General features: G+C 65.6%; 19 protein-coding genes. 9 read left to right on the top strand and 10 right to left on the bottom strand.

Features of this window, described 5'->3' with window-relative positions; all coding sequences use genetic code 11:
* Nucleotides 1-20: 20 nt before the first annotated feature.
* Nucleotides 21-1,085 carry an SMP-30/gluconolactonase/LRE family protein gene (locus tag GC1_RS08515; protein WP_019296132.1) on the bottom strand — a complete coding sequence of 355 codons (1,065 nt, stop codon included), beginning with the start codon at nucleotides 1,083-1,085 and terminating at the stop codon, nucleotides 21-23.
* Between the two features lie 94 nt (nucleotides 1,086-1,179).
* Here GC1_RS08515 and GC1_RS08520 point away from each other — a divergent pair, with 94 nt between their 5' ends.
* On the top strand, nucleotides 1,180-2,289 hold the full coding sequence (locus GC1_RS08520; RefSeq protein ID WP_019296131.1) for a pyridoxal phosphate-dependent aminotransferase: 1,110 nt from the start codon (nucleotides 1,180-1,182) through the stop codon (nucleotides 2,287-2,289).
* A 90-nt stretch (nucleotides 2,290-2,379) separates the two neighbouring features.
* The gene (locus tag GC1_RS08525) at nucleotides 2,380-2,574 is read left to right on the top strand and encodes a hypothetical protein (RefSeq protein WP_019296130.1); all 195 of its coding nucleotides are present in this window, start codon (nucleotides 2,380-2,382) and stop codon (nucleotides 2,572-2,574) included.
* A gap of 32 nt (nucleotides 2,575-2,606) precedes the next feature.
* On the opposite strand, the gene GC1_RS08530 is transcribed toward GC1_RS08525, so the two are convergent.
* Nucleotides 2,607-3,815: a pyridoxal-phosphate-dependent aminotransferase family protein gene (locus GC1_RS08530; protein WP_019296129.1), complete on the bottom strand. Its 1,209-nt coding sequence runs from the start codon at nucleotides 3,813-3,815 to the stop codon at nucleotides 2,607-2,609.
* Nucleotides 3,816-4,021: 206 nt separating this feature from the next.
* On the opposite strand from GC1_RS08530, the gene GC1_RS08535 reads away from it, so the two are divergent.
* Entirely contained in the window at nucleotides 4,022-5,884 is a 1,863-nt protein-coding gene (locus tag GC1_RS08535; RefSeq protein ID WP_019296128.1) for an ABC transporter ATP-binding protein, read from the top strand.
* A 69-nt stretch (nucleotides 5,885-5,953) separates the two neighbouring features.
* On the opposite strand, the gene GC1_RS08540 is transcribed toward GC1_RS08535, so the two are convergent.
* Nucleotides 5,954-6,634, bottom strand: coding sequence for a TIGR04283 family arsenosugar biosynthesis glycosyltransferase (locus GC1_RS08540; protein ID WP_019296127.1), 681 nt, complete (start codon nucleotides 6,632-6,634; stop codon nucleotides 5,954-5,956).
* 99 nt (nucleotides 6,635-6,733) lie between these two features.
* Between GC1_RS08540 and ygfZ the strand changes: the two genes are divergently transcribed.
* From ygfZ to GC1_RS08555, 3 genes are read left to right on the top strand one after another with little or no spacing between them, the layout of a single operon-like run.
* Nucleotides 6,734-7,468: a CAF17-like 4Fe-4S cluster assembly/insertion protein YgfZ gene (gene ygfZ, locus GC1_RS08545; protein WP_019296126.1), complete on the top strand. Its 735-nt coding sequence runs from the start codon at nucleotides 6,734-6,736 to the stop codon at nucleotides 7,466-7,468.
* Nucleotides 7,465-8,268, top strand: a complete 804-nt coding sequence (locus GC1_RS08550) for a fructosamine kinase family protein (protein WP_019296125.1) — start codon at nucleotides 7,465-7,467, stop codon at nucleotides 8,266-8,268. The genes ygfZ and GC1_RS08550 overlap by 4 nt, the downstream gene beginning before the upstream one ends.
* A gap of 60 nt (nucleotides 8,269-8,328) precedes the next feature.
* Nucleotides 8,329-8,874: a hypothetical protein gene (locus GC1_RS08555; protein WP_019296124.1), complete on the top strand. Its 546-nt coding sequence runs from the start codon at nucleotides 8,329-8,331 to the stop codon at nucleotides 8,872-8,874.
* Nucleotides 8,875-9,011: 137 nt separating this feature from the next.
* Here GC1_RS08555 and efp read toward each other — a convergent pair whose 3' ends face one another.
* A complete protein-coding gene (gene efp / locus GC1_RS08560; RefSeq protein WP_019296123.1) occupies nucleotides 9,012-9,575 on the bottom strand; it encodes an elongation factor P in 564 nt (187 codons plus the stop codon).
* 219 nt (nucleotides 9,576-9,794) lie between these two features.
* Between efp and GC1_RS08565 the strand changes: the two genes are divergently transcribed.
* Nucleotides 9,795-10,112, top strand: coding sequence for a DUF6280 family protein (locus GC1_RS08565; RefSeq protein ID WP_008556013.1), 318 nt, complete (start codon nucleotides 9,795-9,797; stop codon nucleotides 10,110-10,112).
* Nucleotides 10,113-10,304: 192 nt separating this feature from the next.
* Nucleotides 10,305-11,759, top strand: a complete 1,455-nt coding sequence (locus tag GC1_RS08570) for a cobyric acid synthase (protein ID WP_019296122.1) — start codon at nucleotides 10,305-10,307, stop codon at nucleotides 11,757-11,759.
* Nucleotides 11,760-12,013: 254 nt separating this feature from the next.
* Here GC1_RS08570 and GC1_RS21900 read toward each other — a convergent pair whose 3' ends face one another.
* The 5 genes from GC1_RS21900 to GC1_RS08600 form a co-directional block, all read right to left on the bottom strand.
* Nucleotides 12,014-13,177, bottom strand: coding sequence for a hypothetical protein (locus GC1_RS21900; protein WP_019296121.1), 1,164 nt, complete (start codon nucleotides 13,175-13,177; stop codon nucleotides 12,014-12,016).
* Between the two features lie 76 nt (nucleotides 13,178-13,253).
* Complete coding sequence (locus tag GC1_RS08585; RefSeq protein WP_019296120.1) at nucleotides 13,254-14,678, bottom strand: TolC family outer membrane protein; 1,425 nt, start codon at nucleotides 14,676-14,678, stop codon at nucleotides 13,254-13,256.
* A gap of 129 nt (nucleotides 14,679-14,807) precedes the next feature.
* Nucleotides 14,808-15,461, bottom strand: a complete 654-nt coding sequence (locus GC1_RS08590; RefSeq protein ID WP_019296119.1) for a protein-L-isoaspartate O-methyltransferase family protein — start codon at nucleotides 15,459-15,461, stop codon at nucleotides 14,808-14,810.
* Between the two features lie 268 nt (nucleotides 15,462-15,729).
* Nucleotides 15,730-16,044 carry a TraR/DksA family transcriptional regulator gene (locus GC1_RS08595; RefSeq protein ID WP_019296118.1) on the bottom strand — a complete coding sequence of 105 codons (315 nt, stop codon included), beginning with the start codon at nucleotides 16,042-16,044 and terminating at the stop codon, nucleotides 15,730-15,732.
* Between the two features lie 153 nt (nucleotides 16,045-16,197).
* Nucleotides 16,198-16,524, bottom strand: a complete 327-nt coding sequence (locus GC1_RS08600) for a TraR/DksA family transcriptional regulator (protein ID WP_019296117.1) — start codon at nucleotides 16,522-16,524, stop codon at nucleotides 16,198-16,200.
* A 155-nt stretch (nucleotides 16,525-16,679) separates the two neighbouring features.
* Between GC1_RS08600 and GC1_RS22170 the strand changes: the two genes are divergently transcribed.
* Nucleotides 16,680-16,817 carry an entericidin A/B family lipoprotein gene (locus tag GC1_RS22170; protein WP_019296116.1) on the top strand — a complete coding sequence of 46 codons (138 nt, stop codon included), beginning with the start codon at nucleotides 16,680-16,682 and terminating at the stop codon, nucleotides 16,815-16,817.
* A gap of 75 nt (nucleotides 16,818-16,892) precedes the next feature.
* Here GC1_RS22170 and GC1_RS08605 read toward each other — a convergent pair whose 3' ends face one another.
* Complete coding sequence (locus GC1_RS08605) at nucleotides 16,893-17,132, bottom strand: hypothetical protein (protein ID WP_019296115.1); 240 nt, start codon at nucleotides 17,130-17,132, stop codon at nucleotides 16,893-16,895.
* Nucleotides 17,133-17,224: the final 92 nt, after the last annotated feature.

Genomic DNA, 17,224 nt, shown 5'->3' on the forward strand with positions numbered 1-17,224 from the left:
CATGCCAGCCCTACCTGAGGTCAGGGCTGCAGCGGCATCCGGGCGAACCAGGGGGAATCGAGGGTCATCACATAAAGCTGTCCGTCCATCACCTTGCCGCCGGTGGTGACGCCGAGGCGGCCGTCCGGGTCCTGCAGGCTGCGCAGCACGTTGCCCTGGCCGTCCAGCTGCACCAGCATGCCGCGGTGGATGGGGGCCGGGCGCACCATCGGGCCGAGGCGCCAGATCACTTTGCGCAGGAAGGGGTACGGCATCAGTTTCTCCGACGGCACCCGCGGGCTGGCGAAGGCGAGCCAGTAGGTACCGTCGCCCTGCGCCTCCAGATTGTCGGGGTAGCCGGGGAGGTTGCCGAGGAACTCCTCCTGCTGGCCTGCGCGGTCGCCCTTGAGCCAGAGACGGTGGACGCGGGCGCGGCCGGTTTCGTTGATCAGGAGGAAGTCCTCCTCCGGTGAAAGGGCGATGCCATTGGTGTAGACGAAGCCGGTGGCGAGTTTCTCCGTAGTGCCATCGGGGCGGATGCGGGCGACGTAACCGGTGTTTGACTGTTCCCAGATGGTCAGGATCGAGGTCGGCTTGGTGCCGCCCATGGTTTCGGGGTCGAAGCGGTCCGACGAGTTGGAAAAGTAGACAGTGCCGTCGCGGGCCACGTCGATCTGGTTGGCATAGATGATGGGGGCGCCATCGACGCTGTCCGCCACAACCTCCAGCGTGCCGGGGCCGGACCAGCGCAGGATGCCGCGGAAGCTGTCGGCGATGTAGAGCGCGCCGTCCGGTCCGGCCTTGAGGCCCAGCGGGCGGCCGCCGAGTTTGTCCGCCAGCACCGGTTCCGCGCCGTCGATGCGGTAGAGGTTGCCCGCGAGGCTGGTTGTGTAGATAGCGCCGTCGGGGGTTTGGGCGATGTCCTCCGGCCCCAATTCGCCATCTGGCAGCTGGATCAGCGCGGCTGCGTCCAGCGCATTGTTTCCGGCGTAATCGCCGGTGAAGCCCGGCGCCGCGGGCGGGTCGTAGGCGATGGGATCGACCGGCACCGGCCAGAACAGGAGGTAGCCGAGGGCGGCGGCCAGCAGGGCCAGGGCAATGCGCATGAAAGAATCCCTTTGAAATCCGCGGGCAGGTTGCGCCGGGCGGGGCGGTGACGCAAGCCTTGCCCGGGGACCATGCTTGCGCTTATCTGCGCCCATGACTGGTCCCCGATACACCCCGCTTGCGCTCTCCCTGCCCGCCACCGTGCCGTTTGTCGGCCCCGAGACACAGGAGCGCGCACGCGGCCATGGCTTTGCCGCGCGGCTGGGGGCGAATGAGAATATCTTTGGCCCCTCGCCCCGGGCAGTGGAGGCGATGGCGCAGGCCGCGGCGGAGATCTGGAAATACGGCGATGCGGAGAACTATGATCTGCGCCAGGCGCTGGCGGCGCATCACGGGGTGAGCCCGGCGCATATTATCGTCGGCGAAGGCATTGACGGGCTGCTTGGTTATCTGGTGCGGCTGCTGGTGGGCGCAGGCGATGCGGTGGTGACCTCGCTGGGGGCCTATCCGACCTTCAACTACCATGTGGCGGGCTTTGGCGGGGTGATCCACACGGTGCCCTACAGGGACGACCGCGAGGATTTTGAGGCACTGTTTGCCAAAGCTGCGGAGGTGGATGCCAAGATCGTCTATCTCGCCAACCCGGACAACCCGATGGGCAGCTGGCACAAGGGCGCTGATATTGCGGCGGCGCTGGACCATCTGCCCGCAGGCTGCCTGCTGCTGCTGGACGAGGCCTATGTGGAATGCGCCCCGGAGGGCACCGCGGCGCCGGTCAGTGCGGATGATACCCGGGTGATCCGGATGCGGACATTTTCCAAGGCCTATGCGATGGCAGGCGCGCGGGTGGGTTATGCGATTGGCCATCCGGATCTGATCGCCGCCTTCAACAAGGTGCGCAATCATTTCGGCATGAACCGGGCGGCGCAGGCGGGGGCGCTGGCAGCGCTGCAGGATCAGGACTGGCTGGCTGAGGTGCTGGCGCAGGTTGAGGCGGCGCGGGTGCGGATTGCAGAGATTGCGGCAGAGAACGGGCTGGCCGCCCTGCCCTCCGCCACCAATTTCGTGGCCATCGACTGCGGCCAGGACGGGGCGTTTGCAAAGGCGGTGCTGGACGGGCTGGTGGATCAGGGGATTTTTGTGCGGATGCCCTTTGCCGAACCGCAGAACCGCTGCATAAGGGTGAGCTGCGGGCCGGAGGCGGAGCTGGAGGCCTTTGCCGCGGCGCTGCCTAGTGCGCTGGCCGCCGCGCGGAATGGCTGAAACTCGCCTATGGCCTGCTGCTCGCGGCAGTTTTACCGGACATTCACCACTCCCGGCCTACCATCAAAGGGTATCACCGGGAGAGTTGTCATGCGTGACCCTGAACTGCCGGACGCCATGCCGGATTTCTTTACCGCCGCAATCATGTTTGCCGGCATCAACCTGATGTGGATCTTCTTTGTGGTCTGGGTGATGTACGGTCTAGTGCCGGTGCTGGTGCTGGCCGTGCTGATCAACCATTTCATCACCAGGCTGGACATCAGGCTGAATTCACAACGGGCCTAGACCCCGCCCCGCCAGCTGCGGATGCCGGGCCGTCAGCGGCCCGCCAGTACCCGTGAAGCTGCCTCCAGCGCGCCTGTTCCGTGCGGGATTTCCAGCGCGGTGAGGCCGGTTTGAATGCCGCCCAGAAGACCCATCACCATCTGCCCGTTCACATGCCCCATGTGGCCAAGCCGGAAAAACCCGTGCCATTCCGGGCTTTTGGGCGCGGCCATGCCGAGGCCGATGCCCAGGGTCAGCCCCAGGTTCTGCTCCACCCAGTCGCGCAGGCGGGTGCCGTCCGGCGCGCCGATGTGCAGCGCGGTGACCGCATGGGAGCGCAAGGCGCGGTCCGCCACATTCATCCGCAGCGGGCCTACTGCGCCCCAGGCCTCACAGGCGGCCCAGATGGTTTGGGCCAGATGAGCATGGCGTTTCCACACATTATCAAGCCCTTCGCCGTGGATCATGTCCAGCCCAGCGCGCAGGCCGTAGAGGTGATGGGTGGGCGCGGTGCCGCCGAAATACTGGTAGAACTCCTCCGGGTTGGCCCGCGGCGCCCAGTCCCAGTAGCGGCTGATCCGCGGCAGCGCCGCCCGCGCCGCGGCAGCTTTGTCGTTGAAGAACACGAAGCTGATACCCGGCGGCATCATCAGCCCCTTCTGGCTGGCGGTGACCATCACATCAACGCCCCAGGCGTCCATCTCGAACTGCTCGCACCCCAGAGAGGCGATGCAATCGGCCATCAGGAGCGCCGGATGGCCTGCCTCATCCAGCAGTTGACGCAGGCCCGGGATGTCGTTGCGGATGGAGCTCGAGGTGTCCACATGCACGCCCAGCACCGCCTTGATCCGGTGGTCCGTGTCAGCAGCCAGCACCTCACCAATGCGGGCCATGTCCCAGGGGGCACGGGTGCCGAAATCGAGCACCTGGGTTTCGATCCCCAAACTGTCCGCCATTTCCGACCAGCCGACGGCAAAGCGGCCCGAGGAGGGCACCAGCACCAGATCGCCCGGCTGCAGGGTGTTCTGCAGGGCCGCCTCCCAGGCGCCGTGGCCGTTGGCGATATAGATGGCGGCGTGATGCTGGGTGCGCGCGACCCGGCGCAGGTCCGGGATCAGGCCAGCGGTCATCTCCACCAGTTCGCCCGCGTAGATGTTGGGCGAGGCGCGGTGCATCGCCTGCAGCACCTGGTCCGGCACCACCGAAGGCCCCGGAATGGCCCGGTACTGCCGCCCTGCCGATACGTTCACTGGTCCGCTCATCCCTGATGTTCCCTGACAGCGCGCGCCCCGGGGGCCGCCGCGGTTGATCCATGCCGGCACAGTAGCCGGACCGCTGCCGGCGTCAATTGCCGCGGACGCAGGGTCACGGCGAAGTGCTTGCGCCCTGCTTCCCACCTGCTTAAATGGCGCAGGAACGACAGGGAAAGGCCCGCAATGACACGAATTTCCCGCCGGGAAGCGCTGACATGAGCCGGAAACCGCATAAATCCTCCAAGGAGCTGTTCGGCTGGCTGTGGCGCGGATACCTGCGCCATTACATCGGTCTTCTGGGCATCGCGGTGATTTTCATGCTGATCGAGGGCGCCACCATGGGCGCGCTTGGCTACATGATGCAGCCGATGTTCGACCTGGTGTTCGTGGCTGGCAACTCCACCGCGCTGGTCTGGGTCAGCCTGGCGTTTCTGGCGATCTTCACCCTGCGCGGGATCTCCAGCGTCACCCAGAAGGTGCTGCTGAGCAAGGTGTCGCAGACCTCTGCCGCGCATCTGCGCAAGGACATGCTGGCGCGGCTGATCCGCCAGGACCCGGCGTTTCACCAGCAGCACCCGCCGGGGCTGCTGCTGCAGCGGGTGCAAAGTGACGTGGGCGCGATCAATTCGGTCTGGCAGGCGGTGATCACCGGCGCGGGCCGCGATCTGGTGGCGCTGGTGGCGGTGCTGGGCGTGGCCTTCAGCATCGACTGGCGCTGGACGCTGATCCTGCTCATCGGGGTGCCCGTGCTGTTGCTGCCGATTTCCACCATCCAGCGCTATGTGCGCAAGAAGGCGTCGCGCGCCCGCGACCTGGGCGCCGATCTGGCCACCCGGCTGGACGAGATTTTCCACGGCATCGTGCCGGTCAAGCTGAACCGGCTGGAGGAGTATCAGACCCGCCGCTTTGGCGAGCGGCAGGATGAATTTGTCCGCTCGGAGGTGAAGGCGGCCTTTGGCACCTCCTCGATTTCGGGGATGACCGACATCATGGCCGGTGTCGGCTTCATGGCGGTGCTGCTTTATGGCGGCAATGAGATTATCGCCGGCGAAAAGACCGTCGGCCAGTTCATGAGCTTCTTCACCTCGATCGGGCTGTCGTTTGAACCGATGCGGCGGCTGGCCAATATCTCCGGCGTCTGGCAGAGCGCGGCCGCAGCCCTGGAGCGGATCAAGGAGCTGCTGGATGCGCCGATCCTGCTGAGCGAGCCTGCAAGCCCGAAGCCTGCGCCGGAAGGGCTGCCCGGGATCAAGCTGGAGGCGGTGGACCTGAGCTATGGCGAAGCGAATATCCTGCACGGGCTGAACCTGGAGGCCGAGGCCGGCAGGACCACGGCACTGGTGGGTGCCTCGGGTGCCGGCAAATCGACGATCTTCAACTTGCTGACCCGGATGGTGGACCCGCAGGCGGGCTCTGTCGCCGTGGGCGGGGTTGAGGTCACCGATCTGAACACTGCCGATCTGCGCGGGCTGTTTTCGGTCGTCACCCAGGATGCGATGCTGTTTGACGAGACCCTGCGCGAGAACATCGTGCTGGGCCGCACGGACGTCAGCGATGAGGAATTGCAGGCGGCGCTGGAGGCCTCGCATGTGGCGGATTTCCTGCCCAAGCTGGAACACGGGCTGGAGACCCGGGTCGGCCCGCGCGGCTCAGCCCTGTCGGGCGGCCAGCGGCAGCGGGTGGTGATTGCGCGCGCCCTGCTGCGCAACACGCCGGTGCTCTTGCTGGACGAGGCGACCTCGGCGCTGGATGCGCAGTCTGAGAAGGTTGTGCAGAAGGCGCTGGACAAGCTGTCGGGCGGGCGCACCACGCTGGTGATCGCGCACCGTCTGTCGACCATCCGCAATGCCGACAAGATCGTGGTGATGGACCGCGGCCGGGTGGTGGACCAGGGCAGCCATGACGAGCTGCTGGCCCGCGGCGGCATCTATGCCGACCTCTACCGCCTTCAGTTTCAGGACGGCAAGACGGTGGTGGACACCGCAGGCATTGCCGCCCAGGCAGAGCAGGTTCCCGGCGGCGCCCGGCGCGGCCGGGAACGCTGGTTCCGGCGCTTTGCAAAGAAGGTGTTCGGCTGAGGCAAGCGCGCGCCTTCCCGGATGATGGTCAGGCGCGCCCCGGCCTGATGGCCGGGCGGATCGTGCAGCCTATTTGCTGTAGTACCGTGCCAGCCGTTCCGGTGCCACACCCAGAAAATACCGCATCAGCGTCCACAGGTTGCGCGCCCCGCGCCGCAGCCAGCCTGCGCGCTGGTAGCGTGCGGCGCAGGTGAGCGCGGCGCTTGGCAGGAGCGTCACCCCATTCAGGCGCCGCGCCAGCGCCACGTCCTCCATCAGCGGCTGGTCGGGGTAGCCGCCTGCGGTCTCATATATGTCGCGGCGGATCAGCAGGCCCTGGTCGCCATAAGGCAGCGCGAACAACCTCGTGCGCAGGTTGGCCCAGCCAGAGACCCAGGCGGGCATTGGCCCGCGCGCCCTAAAGCGCAGGTGGAAACAGGCAGGCCTCCCCTCCCCGCTTTCCAGATGCTGCGCCACTGCTGCGGCCCAGCCCGGCTCCAGATGGGTGTCGGAGTGCAGCACCAGCAGCCACTCCCCCTGCGCCGCCGCGCAGCCGCGCTGCAGCTGGCCGCCGCGAGACGGAGTGCCGCTGATCCATTCGGCGCCGGACGCTTCGGCAATAGCGCGGGTGGCGTCGGTGGAGCCGCCATCGCTGATCACCAGCCCCCGGATCAGCCCGGCCGCCAGCCCCTCCATCAGATGCTCCAGCGTGGCGGGCAGCTCTCCTTCAGCGTTCAAAGTGGGAATGACGATGCTGACCGGCGCGGGCATGGGTACTCCTTGAAGCGGATTTGCTGTTTTCTTCCGCCCTGCTTCCTATATCACTGGGCCAAGCAGTGAAACGCCGTTGGCAGCAACCCGGAGACACAAATGAGCGACCGCCGCATCCTGCGCCTGACTGGCGCTGACGCCAAGAGCTTCCTGCAGGGGCTGGTGACCAATAATGTGGACCATCTGGACAGCGGGCTGGTCTATGCCGCGCTGCTGACGCCGCAGGGAAAATATCTGGCGGATTTCTTTCTGGCCGCTGACGGCGATGCGGTGCTGTTGGATGTGGAGGCGTCGCTGGCCGAGGGGCTGATGAAGCGGCTGAACATGTACCGGCTGCGCGCCGATGTGCAGGTGGAGATGACGGAGCTGCAGGTAAAGCGCGGCACTGGCGCAGCCCCCGAGGGCGCGCTGATGGACCCGCGCCACGGGGATTTGGGCTGGCGGCTGTATGGCGCAGAGGGCGGCGACGATGGCAGCGACTGGGACGCGATCCGGGTGGCGCATTGCATTCCCGAAAGCGGCGTGGAGCTGGGGCCGGAGAGCTATATCCTGGAGGCGGGTTTTGAGGCGCTGAAGGGCGTTGATTTCCGCAAGGGCTGTTATGTCGGCCAGGAGGTGACGGCGCGGATGAAGCACAAGACCGAGCTGCGCAAGGGGTTGCGCAGGGTCGAAGTCGCGGGCGCGGCCCCAGTAGGGACCGAGATCACCGCGGACGGCAAAGTGATAGGCACGCTGTTCACCCAGTCGGGCGGCAGGGGCATCGCCTATCTGCGGTTCGACCGCGCCAAGGGGGAGATGCAGGCCGGGGATGCTCGCGTCACCTGGCACGCGTGAGCAGGCTGAACGATACGGTTCTATCCCTGCTGGGCGCGGAGGTTTTGCGCGCCCGCCCGCTGCATGGCGGCGATTTGTCGGACGTGCAGCTTCTTTCCTTAAGCGATGGCCGCTGTGTGGTGGCCAAGACCGGGCCTTTGGCAGCGGCGGAGGCGGCGATGCTGCGCGCGATCCGGGACGCGGGCGCGCCTGCGCCGGAGGTGCTGGGCACCGCCGGTCAAGTGCTGCTGATGGAAGCACTGGAGGAAACCGGGGCCACTTCAAATGGCTGGCAGGCGTTGGGGCAATCCCTGCGGCAGCTGCATTCTGCAACCGGGCCGCACTACGGCTGGGCGGAAGACTATGCCTTTGGTCCGGTGGCGATTCCGAACGCGCCGCTGGCGGACTGGGTGGAGTTCTGGACCAGCCGCCGCTTGCTGGCTGCCCCGGACGCCCTGCCCCGTGACCTGCGAGCGCGGATAGAAGCGCTGTGTGCCCGGCTGCCGGAGCTGCTGCCCGACACGCCGCCTGCCGCGCTGCTGCATGGCGATCTGTGGAGCGGCAATGTACTGTTCAGCGCCCCCCAGGCCTTTCTGATCGACCCGGCGTGTTATTACGGCGATGCGGAGGTGGATCTGGCGATGCTAAATCTGTTCGGCGCGCCGCCTGCAGTTTTTCACGACGCTTATGGCGCACTGGAACCGGGATTTGAGGCCCGCCGTGCCATCTATCAGCTGTGGCCCGCGCTGGTGCATCTGCGGCTGTTTGGCGCCAGCTACCGAAACATGGTCGAGGCTCGGCTGGACGCATTGGGTTTCTGACAAGCCTCTGTTCACCTGATTGCGTTAGGGTCGCCGCAGGATTTGCTGAAAGGGTAATTGATGCGTCTGATGTTTGCAGTGTGTGCTGCCGTGCTGGCTGCCTGCCCCGCTTGGGCAGACTACTGGAGTTACAAGGACTGGCATGTCGCCACCGAACCGCATGAGACCGAGCAGGACAGCTATCTGACCTGCCGCGCCTGGACCGGCGGCGATGGCGACCCGCTGCTGGCGCTGGAGGTGTTTTCCGGCGATGCCGGCCCGCCGGATGTCTATCCGATGGCCAAGGTGCAGGAATACGCGCCGCGCCACTACCCGACGCTGATGCAGCAGGGCGGCACGGTGGATTTCCTCTTTGACTTCGACCGCAGTTTCTCACTCTCTGCCGGGATCAATTCCTGGATCAATGAGGAAGGCCTGGCCGAAGCCGAAAGCGCGCTGCGGTTTCAGGACCACCTAGTGATGCTGCAGGCGATGAAACAGGGGCGCTGGGTGGAGATCTGGGCGGGCAATGACATGTTCTACGAGGCCTCGCTCAGCGGGTTCACCGCGGCCTATGGCAAGATGATGGATGAATGCGGCTTCAGCTTGGCGCTGCCTGCGGGGTGATCCGCCCGGCGGCTGGTGCAAAAGTTTTTGAAAACTTTTGCCAAGACTTTTCAGAAAAGTCTTGGGCGCTGCGCAGACACAGAAAAAGCCGCCCCCGAGGGAGGGCGGCTTTTCCGTTTTTCCGAAGGCGTCCCGGTTCAGGCGCGCTCGGAATATTCCATGGTCTCTGTGTTCACCACGATCATCTCATCCTGGCCGACAAACGGCGGCACCATGACTTTGACGCCATTGTCCAGGATCGCGGGCTTGAAGGAGTTTGCCGCGGTCTGGCCTTTGACGACCGGCTCGGTCTCGACGATCTTGCAGGTGACTTTCTGCGGCACGGTCGCGTTCAGCGCCTCGGCTTCGTAGAATTCCACCACAATGGTCATGCCATCCTGCAGGAATGGGCGGCGGTCGCCCAGCAGCTCCGCGGGCAGTTCGATCTGCTCATAGGTTTCGGCGTCCATGAACACCAGCATGCCGTCGCTCTCATAGAGGAACTGCTGGTCTTTCTGCTCCAGGCGGACACGCTCCACCTTGTCCGCGGAGCGGAAGCGTTCGTTCAGCTTGGACCCGTTGCGCAGGTTGCGCATCTCGACCTGAGCGAATGCGCCGCCTTTGCCGGGTTTGACGTGGTCGACCTTCACCGCTGCCCAAAGGCCGCCATTATGTTCCAGCACATTGCCGGGACGGATTTCGTTGCCGTTGATCTTGGGCATGGGAAAATGCCTTTCAGATGGTTGATGATAATTTGCAAGACCCTATATCTGGCGGGCTGATCGCTGGCAAGACAAGGATATGGTATGGAAGATCTGTGAATAAGATATGCGCAAATTGCATGAAAGCTATGCATCTGCGCTCTATCCGAATCGTCACACTTCCGTCATAAGCAGCGCTACGCCGAAAATTGCAATAGCAAGAACAACAAGGGATACGAGATGCGAGATTTCGTAGACGGCACCGCTTATAATAACGAGCAAGGCAACCGCGCCCGCAAACTGTTTGCAGCCGTTGTCCTGGCCGCACTGGATGATGCCATCGCCGACGACAAGAAATACGGCAATGGCCCGGAACAGATCGCCCGCTGGGCGCGCTCGCGCGATGGCCGCGAAGTGCTGTCCTGCGCCGGCATCGACCCGAACGAACGGGTTGTGGAAGGCCTGATGGACTTCGTGGGCCGCGGTGTGCGGACCTCGGTTGCTTTGTCGCGTGAAGAAAGCGAACGCCGCAACGCTGCGCAGGCTGAAGCCGCTTAAGGCTTCCCCTGCGCATTGCTGAAAAGCGCGCCCTTAGGGGCGCGTTTTTCTTTTTGCATGCCGGGGTTTCCGCAGGGGAACCCTGTCGCGCGGCGGCTGCCGCGGGACGCTTGCGGCACAGCCCCCATGGACGGGGGCGTCTAACCTGCTATGCAGGCCCCTGAACGACGGGGCGCAGGCAGGGAGCAGCTGATGGCACGCGCAATCATGATCCAGGGCACCGGCAGCAATGTCGGCAAGTCACTGCTGGTGGCGGGGCTGGCGCGCGCCTATGTGCGGCGCGGGCTGAAGGTGGCACCGTTCAAGCCGCAGAACATGTCCAACAACGCTGCCGTCACGCCCGAGGGCGGCGAGATCGGCCGCGCGCAGGCATTGCAGGCGCGCGCCGCCAAACGGGCGCCCCATACCGATATGAACCCGGTGTTGCTGAAGCCGGAGACCGACACCGGCGCTCAGGTGATCGTGCAGGGCAAGCGCCGCGGCACCCAAGGGGCCGGGTCCTTCATGCGCGACAAATCGGGACTGCTGGAAGCGGCACTGGAGAGCTTTCACCGGCTGGCGGCGGATGCCGATCTGGTGCTGATCGAGGGTGCGGGCTCCCCTGCCGAGACCAACCTGCGCAAGAACGACATTGCCAACATGGGCTTTGCCTGCGCCGCCGGCGTGCCGGTGGTGATCGCCGGCGACATCCACCGCGGCGGGGTGATTGCGCAGATCGTCGGCACCCATGCAGTGCTTGAGCGCCATGATCTGGAACGGGTCGTCGGCTTTATGGTGAACCGCTTCCGCGGCGACCTGAGCCTGTTTGACGGCGGCCGCGATGATATTGCTGCGCGCACCGGCTGGCCGTCCTTGGGTGTGGTGCCGTGGTTCTGGGATGCCTGGAAGCTCCCGGCCGAGGACATGATGGATATTGCCTCGCGCCAAGGCGGCACCTGCAAGGTTGTGGTGCCGCAGCTGGAGCGGATGGCGAATTTCGACGACCTGGACCCGCTGGCAGCGGAACCCGCGGTGACGGTGGAGATCGTGCCGCCCGGACGCGCCCTGCCCTGCGATGCGGATCTGGTGATCCTGCCCGGCAGCAAGTCGACCATCGGCGACCTCAACTACCTGCGCGCGCAGGGGTGGGACATCGACATCCTGGCGCATCACCGGCGCGGCGGCCATGTGCTGGGCCTTTGCGGCGGCTACCAGATGCTGGGCAAGACCATCGACGACCCCGAGGGCGTCGACGGGCGGCCCGGCAAGGTGGACGGGCTGGGCCTGCTGGATGTGCACACGGTGATGGCGGGGGAAAAACGGGTGACGCTGACCGAAGCTGTCACCCGCGATGGCAACCTGCCGGTCAGCGGCTATGAAATCCACATGGGCCGCACCACCGGCACCGATTGCAAACGCGCCTGGCTGAGCATTGATGGGCGTCCCGAAGGCGCGGCCTCAGCGGACGGGCGCGTCAAGGGCTCCTACCTGCACGGGCTGTTTTCCGGGGACGCCTTCCGCGCCAGCGTGCTGGCTTCGCTGGGGCATGAAAGCCAGGCGGGATATGAGGACGGTGTGGAGGAAGTGCTGGACGCGCTGGCGGATCATCTGGAGCGCTACATGGATCTGGATCAGCTGCTGGAGCTGGCGCAGGAGGTACGGGCCTGACCGCAGCCGCCGGGCTGGCTGCCGCCCCCTTTCTCCGTCGCCTTTGCTGATGCCGGGAAATGGCGGTCAGGGTTCTGCGTCAAGGACTTGCCAGCTTGCTGGCGCGCAGCGTCCTTGATGCAGGTTCCGGTGCGCCATAGGCATCTGTCTTCGAAGGGGATGGGGAAAGGGGACGGCTTCCCCGTTTTCTCTCGAGCCGGAAGCGGGCCCTTTCACCCCTCCCCCGAAACAAACCTATCCAGAAACGGACCGGATCAGAGCAGGTCGTGGGCGGCCAATGCGCGGTGGATTTCGCGGCGGACCAGTTTACGCACGTTGCGGGTTATGCGCTCACCCAGCGGGCCCTGCAGTTCCTCGCGGACGATGGAGGCCACCAGGTCGCGCAGGGCGTCTTCGTCGAGGTAGCTGTCGCCGCCCTCCTCCGCCAGCGTGTCCATTGCCGCGCCGGTGACTGCGTCTTCCACCGCCGTCTCCAGCGAGTCCGCAGCCGTTTCTGGGTCCAGCGCAGCTTCGGCGCTGGCCGGGTCAGCAGCAGTGTCCGGTGCGATATCCTCTGCAGCGGCATCCGGGATGCCGTTGTCCGCGCGGCGGGTGCGGCGGAGCGGCAGCGGCTCATCCCGCCATTCGATGGTGTCGGGACCGGCGCCGGCAAAAGGTGCTTCAGTCTGGCTGTCCGGCTCCCAGTGCTGCCGGGCGCGGTTCTGTGCGGCTGTGCCGCGCGCCTCCAGCTCCGCAATCTTGCGGACCACGGATGCGGCGCGGGCGCCGGCGGTGGTGCTGGCGAGGCTTTCCTCCGTCAGCAGGACTGGCGCGGCCTTTTCGGCGTCCGCCTCCCCTTCAGCGTGTGTACCTTCGTCCCCGGCTTCATCGTCAGCGTGCTGGCCAGCTCCGGCAGCGGCGGCAAACAGGGTGGTTTCGGGGTTGCCCCAGGGCGCATCTGTTTCGGCAGGATCCGCAGCGGCGGCAGACGGGGCCTGATCTTCGGCCGTCTCCTGCGGTGCATCCGCGTCCGTTCGGCCAATGTCCCGGTCCCTGTGGTGGCGGAAGGCCAGCGGCGGTTCCGGTGCCAGGCTGGCGGCGAGGTCTTCCGCAGCTGCGGTATCCGCGATGGCGGCGGTGTCACCGCCCTGTTCTTGTGCTTCGAAACCAGTCTGCGGCAGGTCTTCCGCTGCCTGCTCGGCCGGTTCCGCCGGTTTCGCGACAGCCTCAGCAGCCTCTGTGTCCTGCTCTGCATCTGGTTCTGCAGCGGGCAGGCCGCTGACGGGGGCGTCGGACTCCTGCACCCGCAGGGCGGGTGTCAGCACCAGCCGCGCCGCCGGTTCCGGCGCCGCGGGCTGTTGCCGTGTGTCTTCGCTCACCAACCGGCGGATCGAGGACAATACATCTTCAATCTCAGCGTGGGTAACTGGGTCGGACATTATCTAAAACCACTCTTGCCTCTTGAGTCAGAGTGTAGCGGCCTTCCCCTTCCCGCACAACTGATAGGATGAATTGTCAGTTACGTCCCAAGGCCTTGAGCACCCGGTCCAAATCCTTGCCGCGCTTGCTGTGATGGGCCGGAGCGTCCTTGACCAGGTTGTAATAGAGGGTGGGATCGTAGATCTCGACCGCCAGGCCGATATGCTCTGCGGTCAGCAGCCCCTGGGACTGCAGCAGCTGATAGGCCGCCAGGGCCTGGTTCGCACGGGCATTGACCTGTTCGGTCTGCGCATCGAGGTATTCCTGCTCAGCCTGCAGCACATCCAGCGTGGTGCGGGCACCCAGGGTGGCTTCCTCGCGAATGCCGTCAAAGGCCACTTTGGAGGCGCGCACCCGTTCGCCGGAGGAGACCAGGGTTGCGCGGGCGGTTTCGACGTTGAAATAGGCGGCGCTGACCGATTGCAGGATCGTGCGCTGAACGTTGATCAGAGTGCCGCGTTCGGCATCGGCGGTGGCAATGGCCCGGCGCCGGGTCGCGGCGTTGAGACCGCCAGTGTAGAGCTGCTGGTTGAGCGACAGCGAGGCGGTGAAATCCGAGGAGGTGCCGGTTCCGTCATTGATGTTTTCGCCAAGGCCTGCACGGGCGGTGAAGTTCACGCTCGGCCCCAGCGCCTTGGTGGTGGCCTGCACCAGCAGGTCGGACGCCTTGACCGAGAACTGCTGCGCCAGAAGGTCGGGCTGGTTGCGCAGGGCAATCGACTGCGCCTGATCAAGCGAGGCGCTGCGCGACGGCAGCCGCGGCTGGCCTGCGATGCTGCCCGGCTGATGGCCGACCACCTGCAGATAAGTGGCGCGGGCAGTCCGCAGCGTGCCTTCGGAATCGGTCAGGTTGGCGCGGGCGGCCGCCACCCGGCTTTCGGCAAGCGCCACGTCGGTGCGGGTGACCTCGCCGACCTCGAACCGGTCCTGGGCCGCTTTCAGCTCCTCCTGCAGCAGACGCAGGTTGTTGCGGCGCAGCGACACGTTTTCCTGCCCCTGCAGCACGCCGACATAGGCCTGAACCGCCGAGAACAGCACCTGCTGCTCAATGCTGATCAGCCGTTGGCGGGTGGCCAGCACCAGTTCCTGCGCGGCCTGTTTGCGCAGCCGCGTTTCACCGCCGTCAAAAACAAGCTGGGTCAGCTGCAGCTGGGTGCGGATTTCATTGTCGGTGAATTCATTGAAGTTGCCGAACTGGCTGGTGCCGCGGGTGTAGGTATGGGTGGCAGAGGTGGTCCATTCGATCACCGGGCGCAGGCGGGCAACGCCTGCGGCGACATCTTCGTCCGCGGCGCGCAGCAGCGCCCGGTTCTGTTCCAAAAGGCCGCTGGTCTTATATGCGCCGATCATCGCGTCGGACAGGTTGTCCGCCGCCGCCTTCAGCGGCATCAGCGCCGTCGCCGCCACGCCGCCGGCAAATACAAAAGCCTTGAACACACTCGCCGGAAATTTCATTCGCATCGGTTGCCTTATCTTTTGCCGCGCCGCCAGCCGCGGTTTGTTGGTTCCTGCTCCGGGCACCCAATGATCGGCGCCCGGCCCCTCCTCATATCTTGCAGCGGGTCCCGCCGCAGCGCCAGCCCCTCAGGCTCAGAGCGCGAATTCCTTTGCCGCGGCAAAGCCCGGCAGCACCGGCGCGCTGGCGTTGAATTCAAACCGCCAGGAGATCCGGCCGCCGGTCTTGTAGCCGATCTTCACCTCGCCCAGGTTACCGGTCATCATCAGCGCGGCGACGCGGCCGCCGTCCTTGAGCTGGTCCAGCAGTGCTGCGGGCAGCTCCTCGGCGCCGCCCTGCACCAGGATCACGTCATAGGCGCCGTGTTCGGCCGCGCCTTCGGCCAGCGGGCCAACGTGCACGATGGCGTTGTCGGCGCCGGTCTCGCTCAGCAGCTCCTGCGCGTCCGCGGCCATGGCCTCGTCTTCCTCGACACCAATCACCATCTGCGCGATGCGCGCAGCCACCGCAGTGGAGTAGCCAAAGCCGCAGGCCACATCGAGCACCAGTTCGTCGTTCTGCAGATCCACTGCATCCAGCATCTTGGCCAGGGTGCGCGGCTCCATCAGCACCCGGCCGCCGCCCAGGCGCACGTTCTGGTCGGCATAAGCCGCCTCGCGCTGCGCGTCCGGCACGAATTTCTCCCGCGGGACCGCCAGCATGGCCTCGATGATCGGGTATTTGGTGACATCCGAGGGACGGATCTGGGTATCCACCATCATGCGGCGGCGCTCAGTGAATTCTGGCATCTGCTAAACTCATTTGTTCAGTCGGTCAGGCCGGTTGTGGCACATCCCGGCAAGCACGGCAACGGGGCCTTTGCGCGCGAAGGGCTAAAGTAGTGCGGCGCTGCCACCGGGCAACGGCCCCGGTGCGCCCGTGGCAAAAAACCTGCGCGCCCGCAGCAAAAAAACTGTGCGCCCGCGGCAAAATACCTGCAGGCATAAAAAGCCAGCGGCCCGAAAGGCCGCTGGCACTGGAGGAAATCCTTGATAAGCCGCAGCGCGGGCGGCGCGGCTACAAAGCGCAGGATTTGCAAAAGGGCGAGGCCGGGCGCTGGTCCAGAAAGTCGTCGCCGATGTCGTCGCCACAGATCCGGCAATAGCCGTAGGAGCCGTCGCGCAGACGGGCCAGCGCGGCCTCGATCCGGCGCAGCTCCTCGTGGCTGGCGTAGGGCAGCACCTCGATCGCGCAACCCGCGCCGCGTTCAGAGCGTGGCTGGCGGTGAGAGCCCATCCGGGGTGCTGCAGGGGCCTGCCCGGTACGGCACAGCAGCCCGGCCAGGCGCTGCCGCCGCGCCTCAAGCAATTCTCTTCTGGCGGAAAAGTCCATCGTCCATGCCCTCCAGTTCAGGTTTCGCGCAACGTGCCCCCGGGTCAGTTCTATCTCCTTGATCCAGGTCAAGATACTCGCGATTTACGGGGATTGCACTATCTTATAAGTTGCAAATTTCTGGTAAATCCCCATTGAACCGGAGGCCGCGCCCTACCCCGCTGCCGCTCCGGCGCAGGTTTTGCACAGCGGCGCAGCGGGCAAGAGATCCAGCCGCGCGTCGGAAATCAGGCCGCCGCAGCCGGCGCAGATGCCGTAGGTGCCGGCCCGGATCCGGCCCAGCGCGGCGTCGATCCGGCGCAGTTCGTCCAGCTCTGCGTTGCCGAGGCTTTCCAGAACCTCGTCGCCCTGCCGCTCGGAGGCGCGGTCCTCCCAGTCCTGCGGCATTGGTGCGTCCAGCGTGTGCTCCACCTTGCTCAGATGGCCGGTCAGCTCGGCGCGGCGCGCCTCCAGCGCCTGTTTGCGGGTGGATAGGTCCATGGCTCTGCCTCCTCGTGACTGTTCGCTCAAAGCCTAGCCCGGCGTGGCCCCCGCGGCCTTGACCTCGCTCAACCGCATCAAAGGCTCTGGCTTGCGCTCCAATGGCTTGCTAGACATTTTGCCAACAGAGAGAGCAGATTTGAGGAGTAACCGGAATGATGCGGATTTTTGCCTGCGCGCTGATGCTGCTGGGGCTGGCGGCCTGCGAGACCGCCAAGGGCGCGGGGCGCGATATTTCCAAGGCCGGCAACGCAATCAGCGGCGCCGCGCAGGACGTGCAAGACGCGCTGTAAGCGCAGCAGCCTTCGCTAGGATATGCAAAACGCCCGGTGGTCCGCCGGGCGTTTTTCTGTTTCTGCTGTGGGGCCTCAGATCCCCAGCATTGCCTTGGCTTCTGCCAGGGTCGCAACCGAGTTGGCGTGATCGCCGCTGTCATGCAGTGCCTGCCCCTCGTCGCGCAGTTCCTGGACGGTTGCCAGGTCTTCCTCCGACAGTTCGGTACCTGCGGCCAGCGCCGCGTCGATGGCGGCAATGTCGGCGGGGCATTGCCCGGCCAGAAGCGGCGACGCCAAGAGGGTGATCGCGGCGGCCAAAGTCAGGTGTTTCATGGTGTTATCCTCCCCAGATGAACGGGGTGGAGGATACCACGGAATGGTTGTGGTTTCAGCGGGTTGGTGCGCAGAGGCCGAGGATGGGCGGA

Source organism: Leisingera sp. ANG1, from assembly GCF_000203975.2.
In the GTDB taxonomy this organism is placed as follows: Bacteria; Pseudomonadota; Alphaproteobacteria; order Rhodobacterales; family Rhodobacteraceae; genus Leisingera.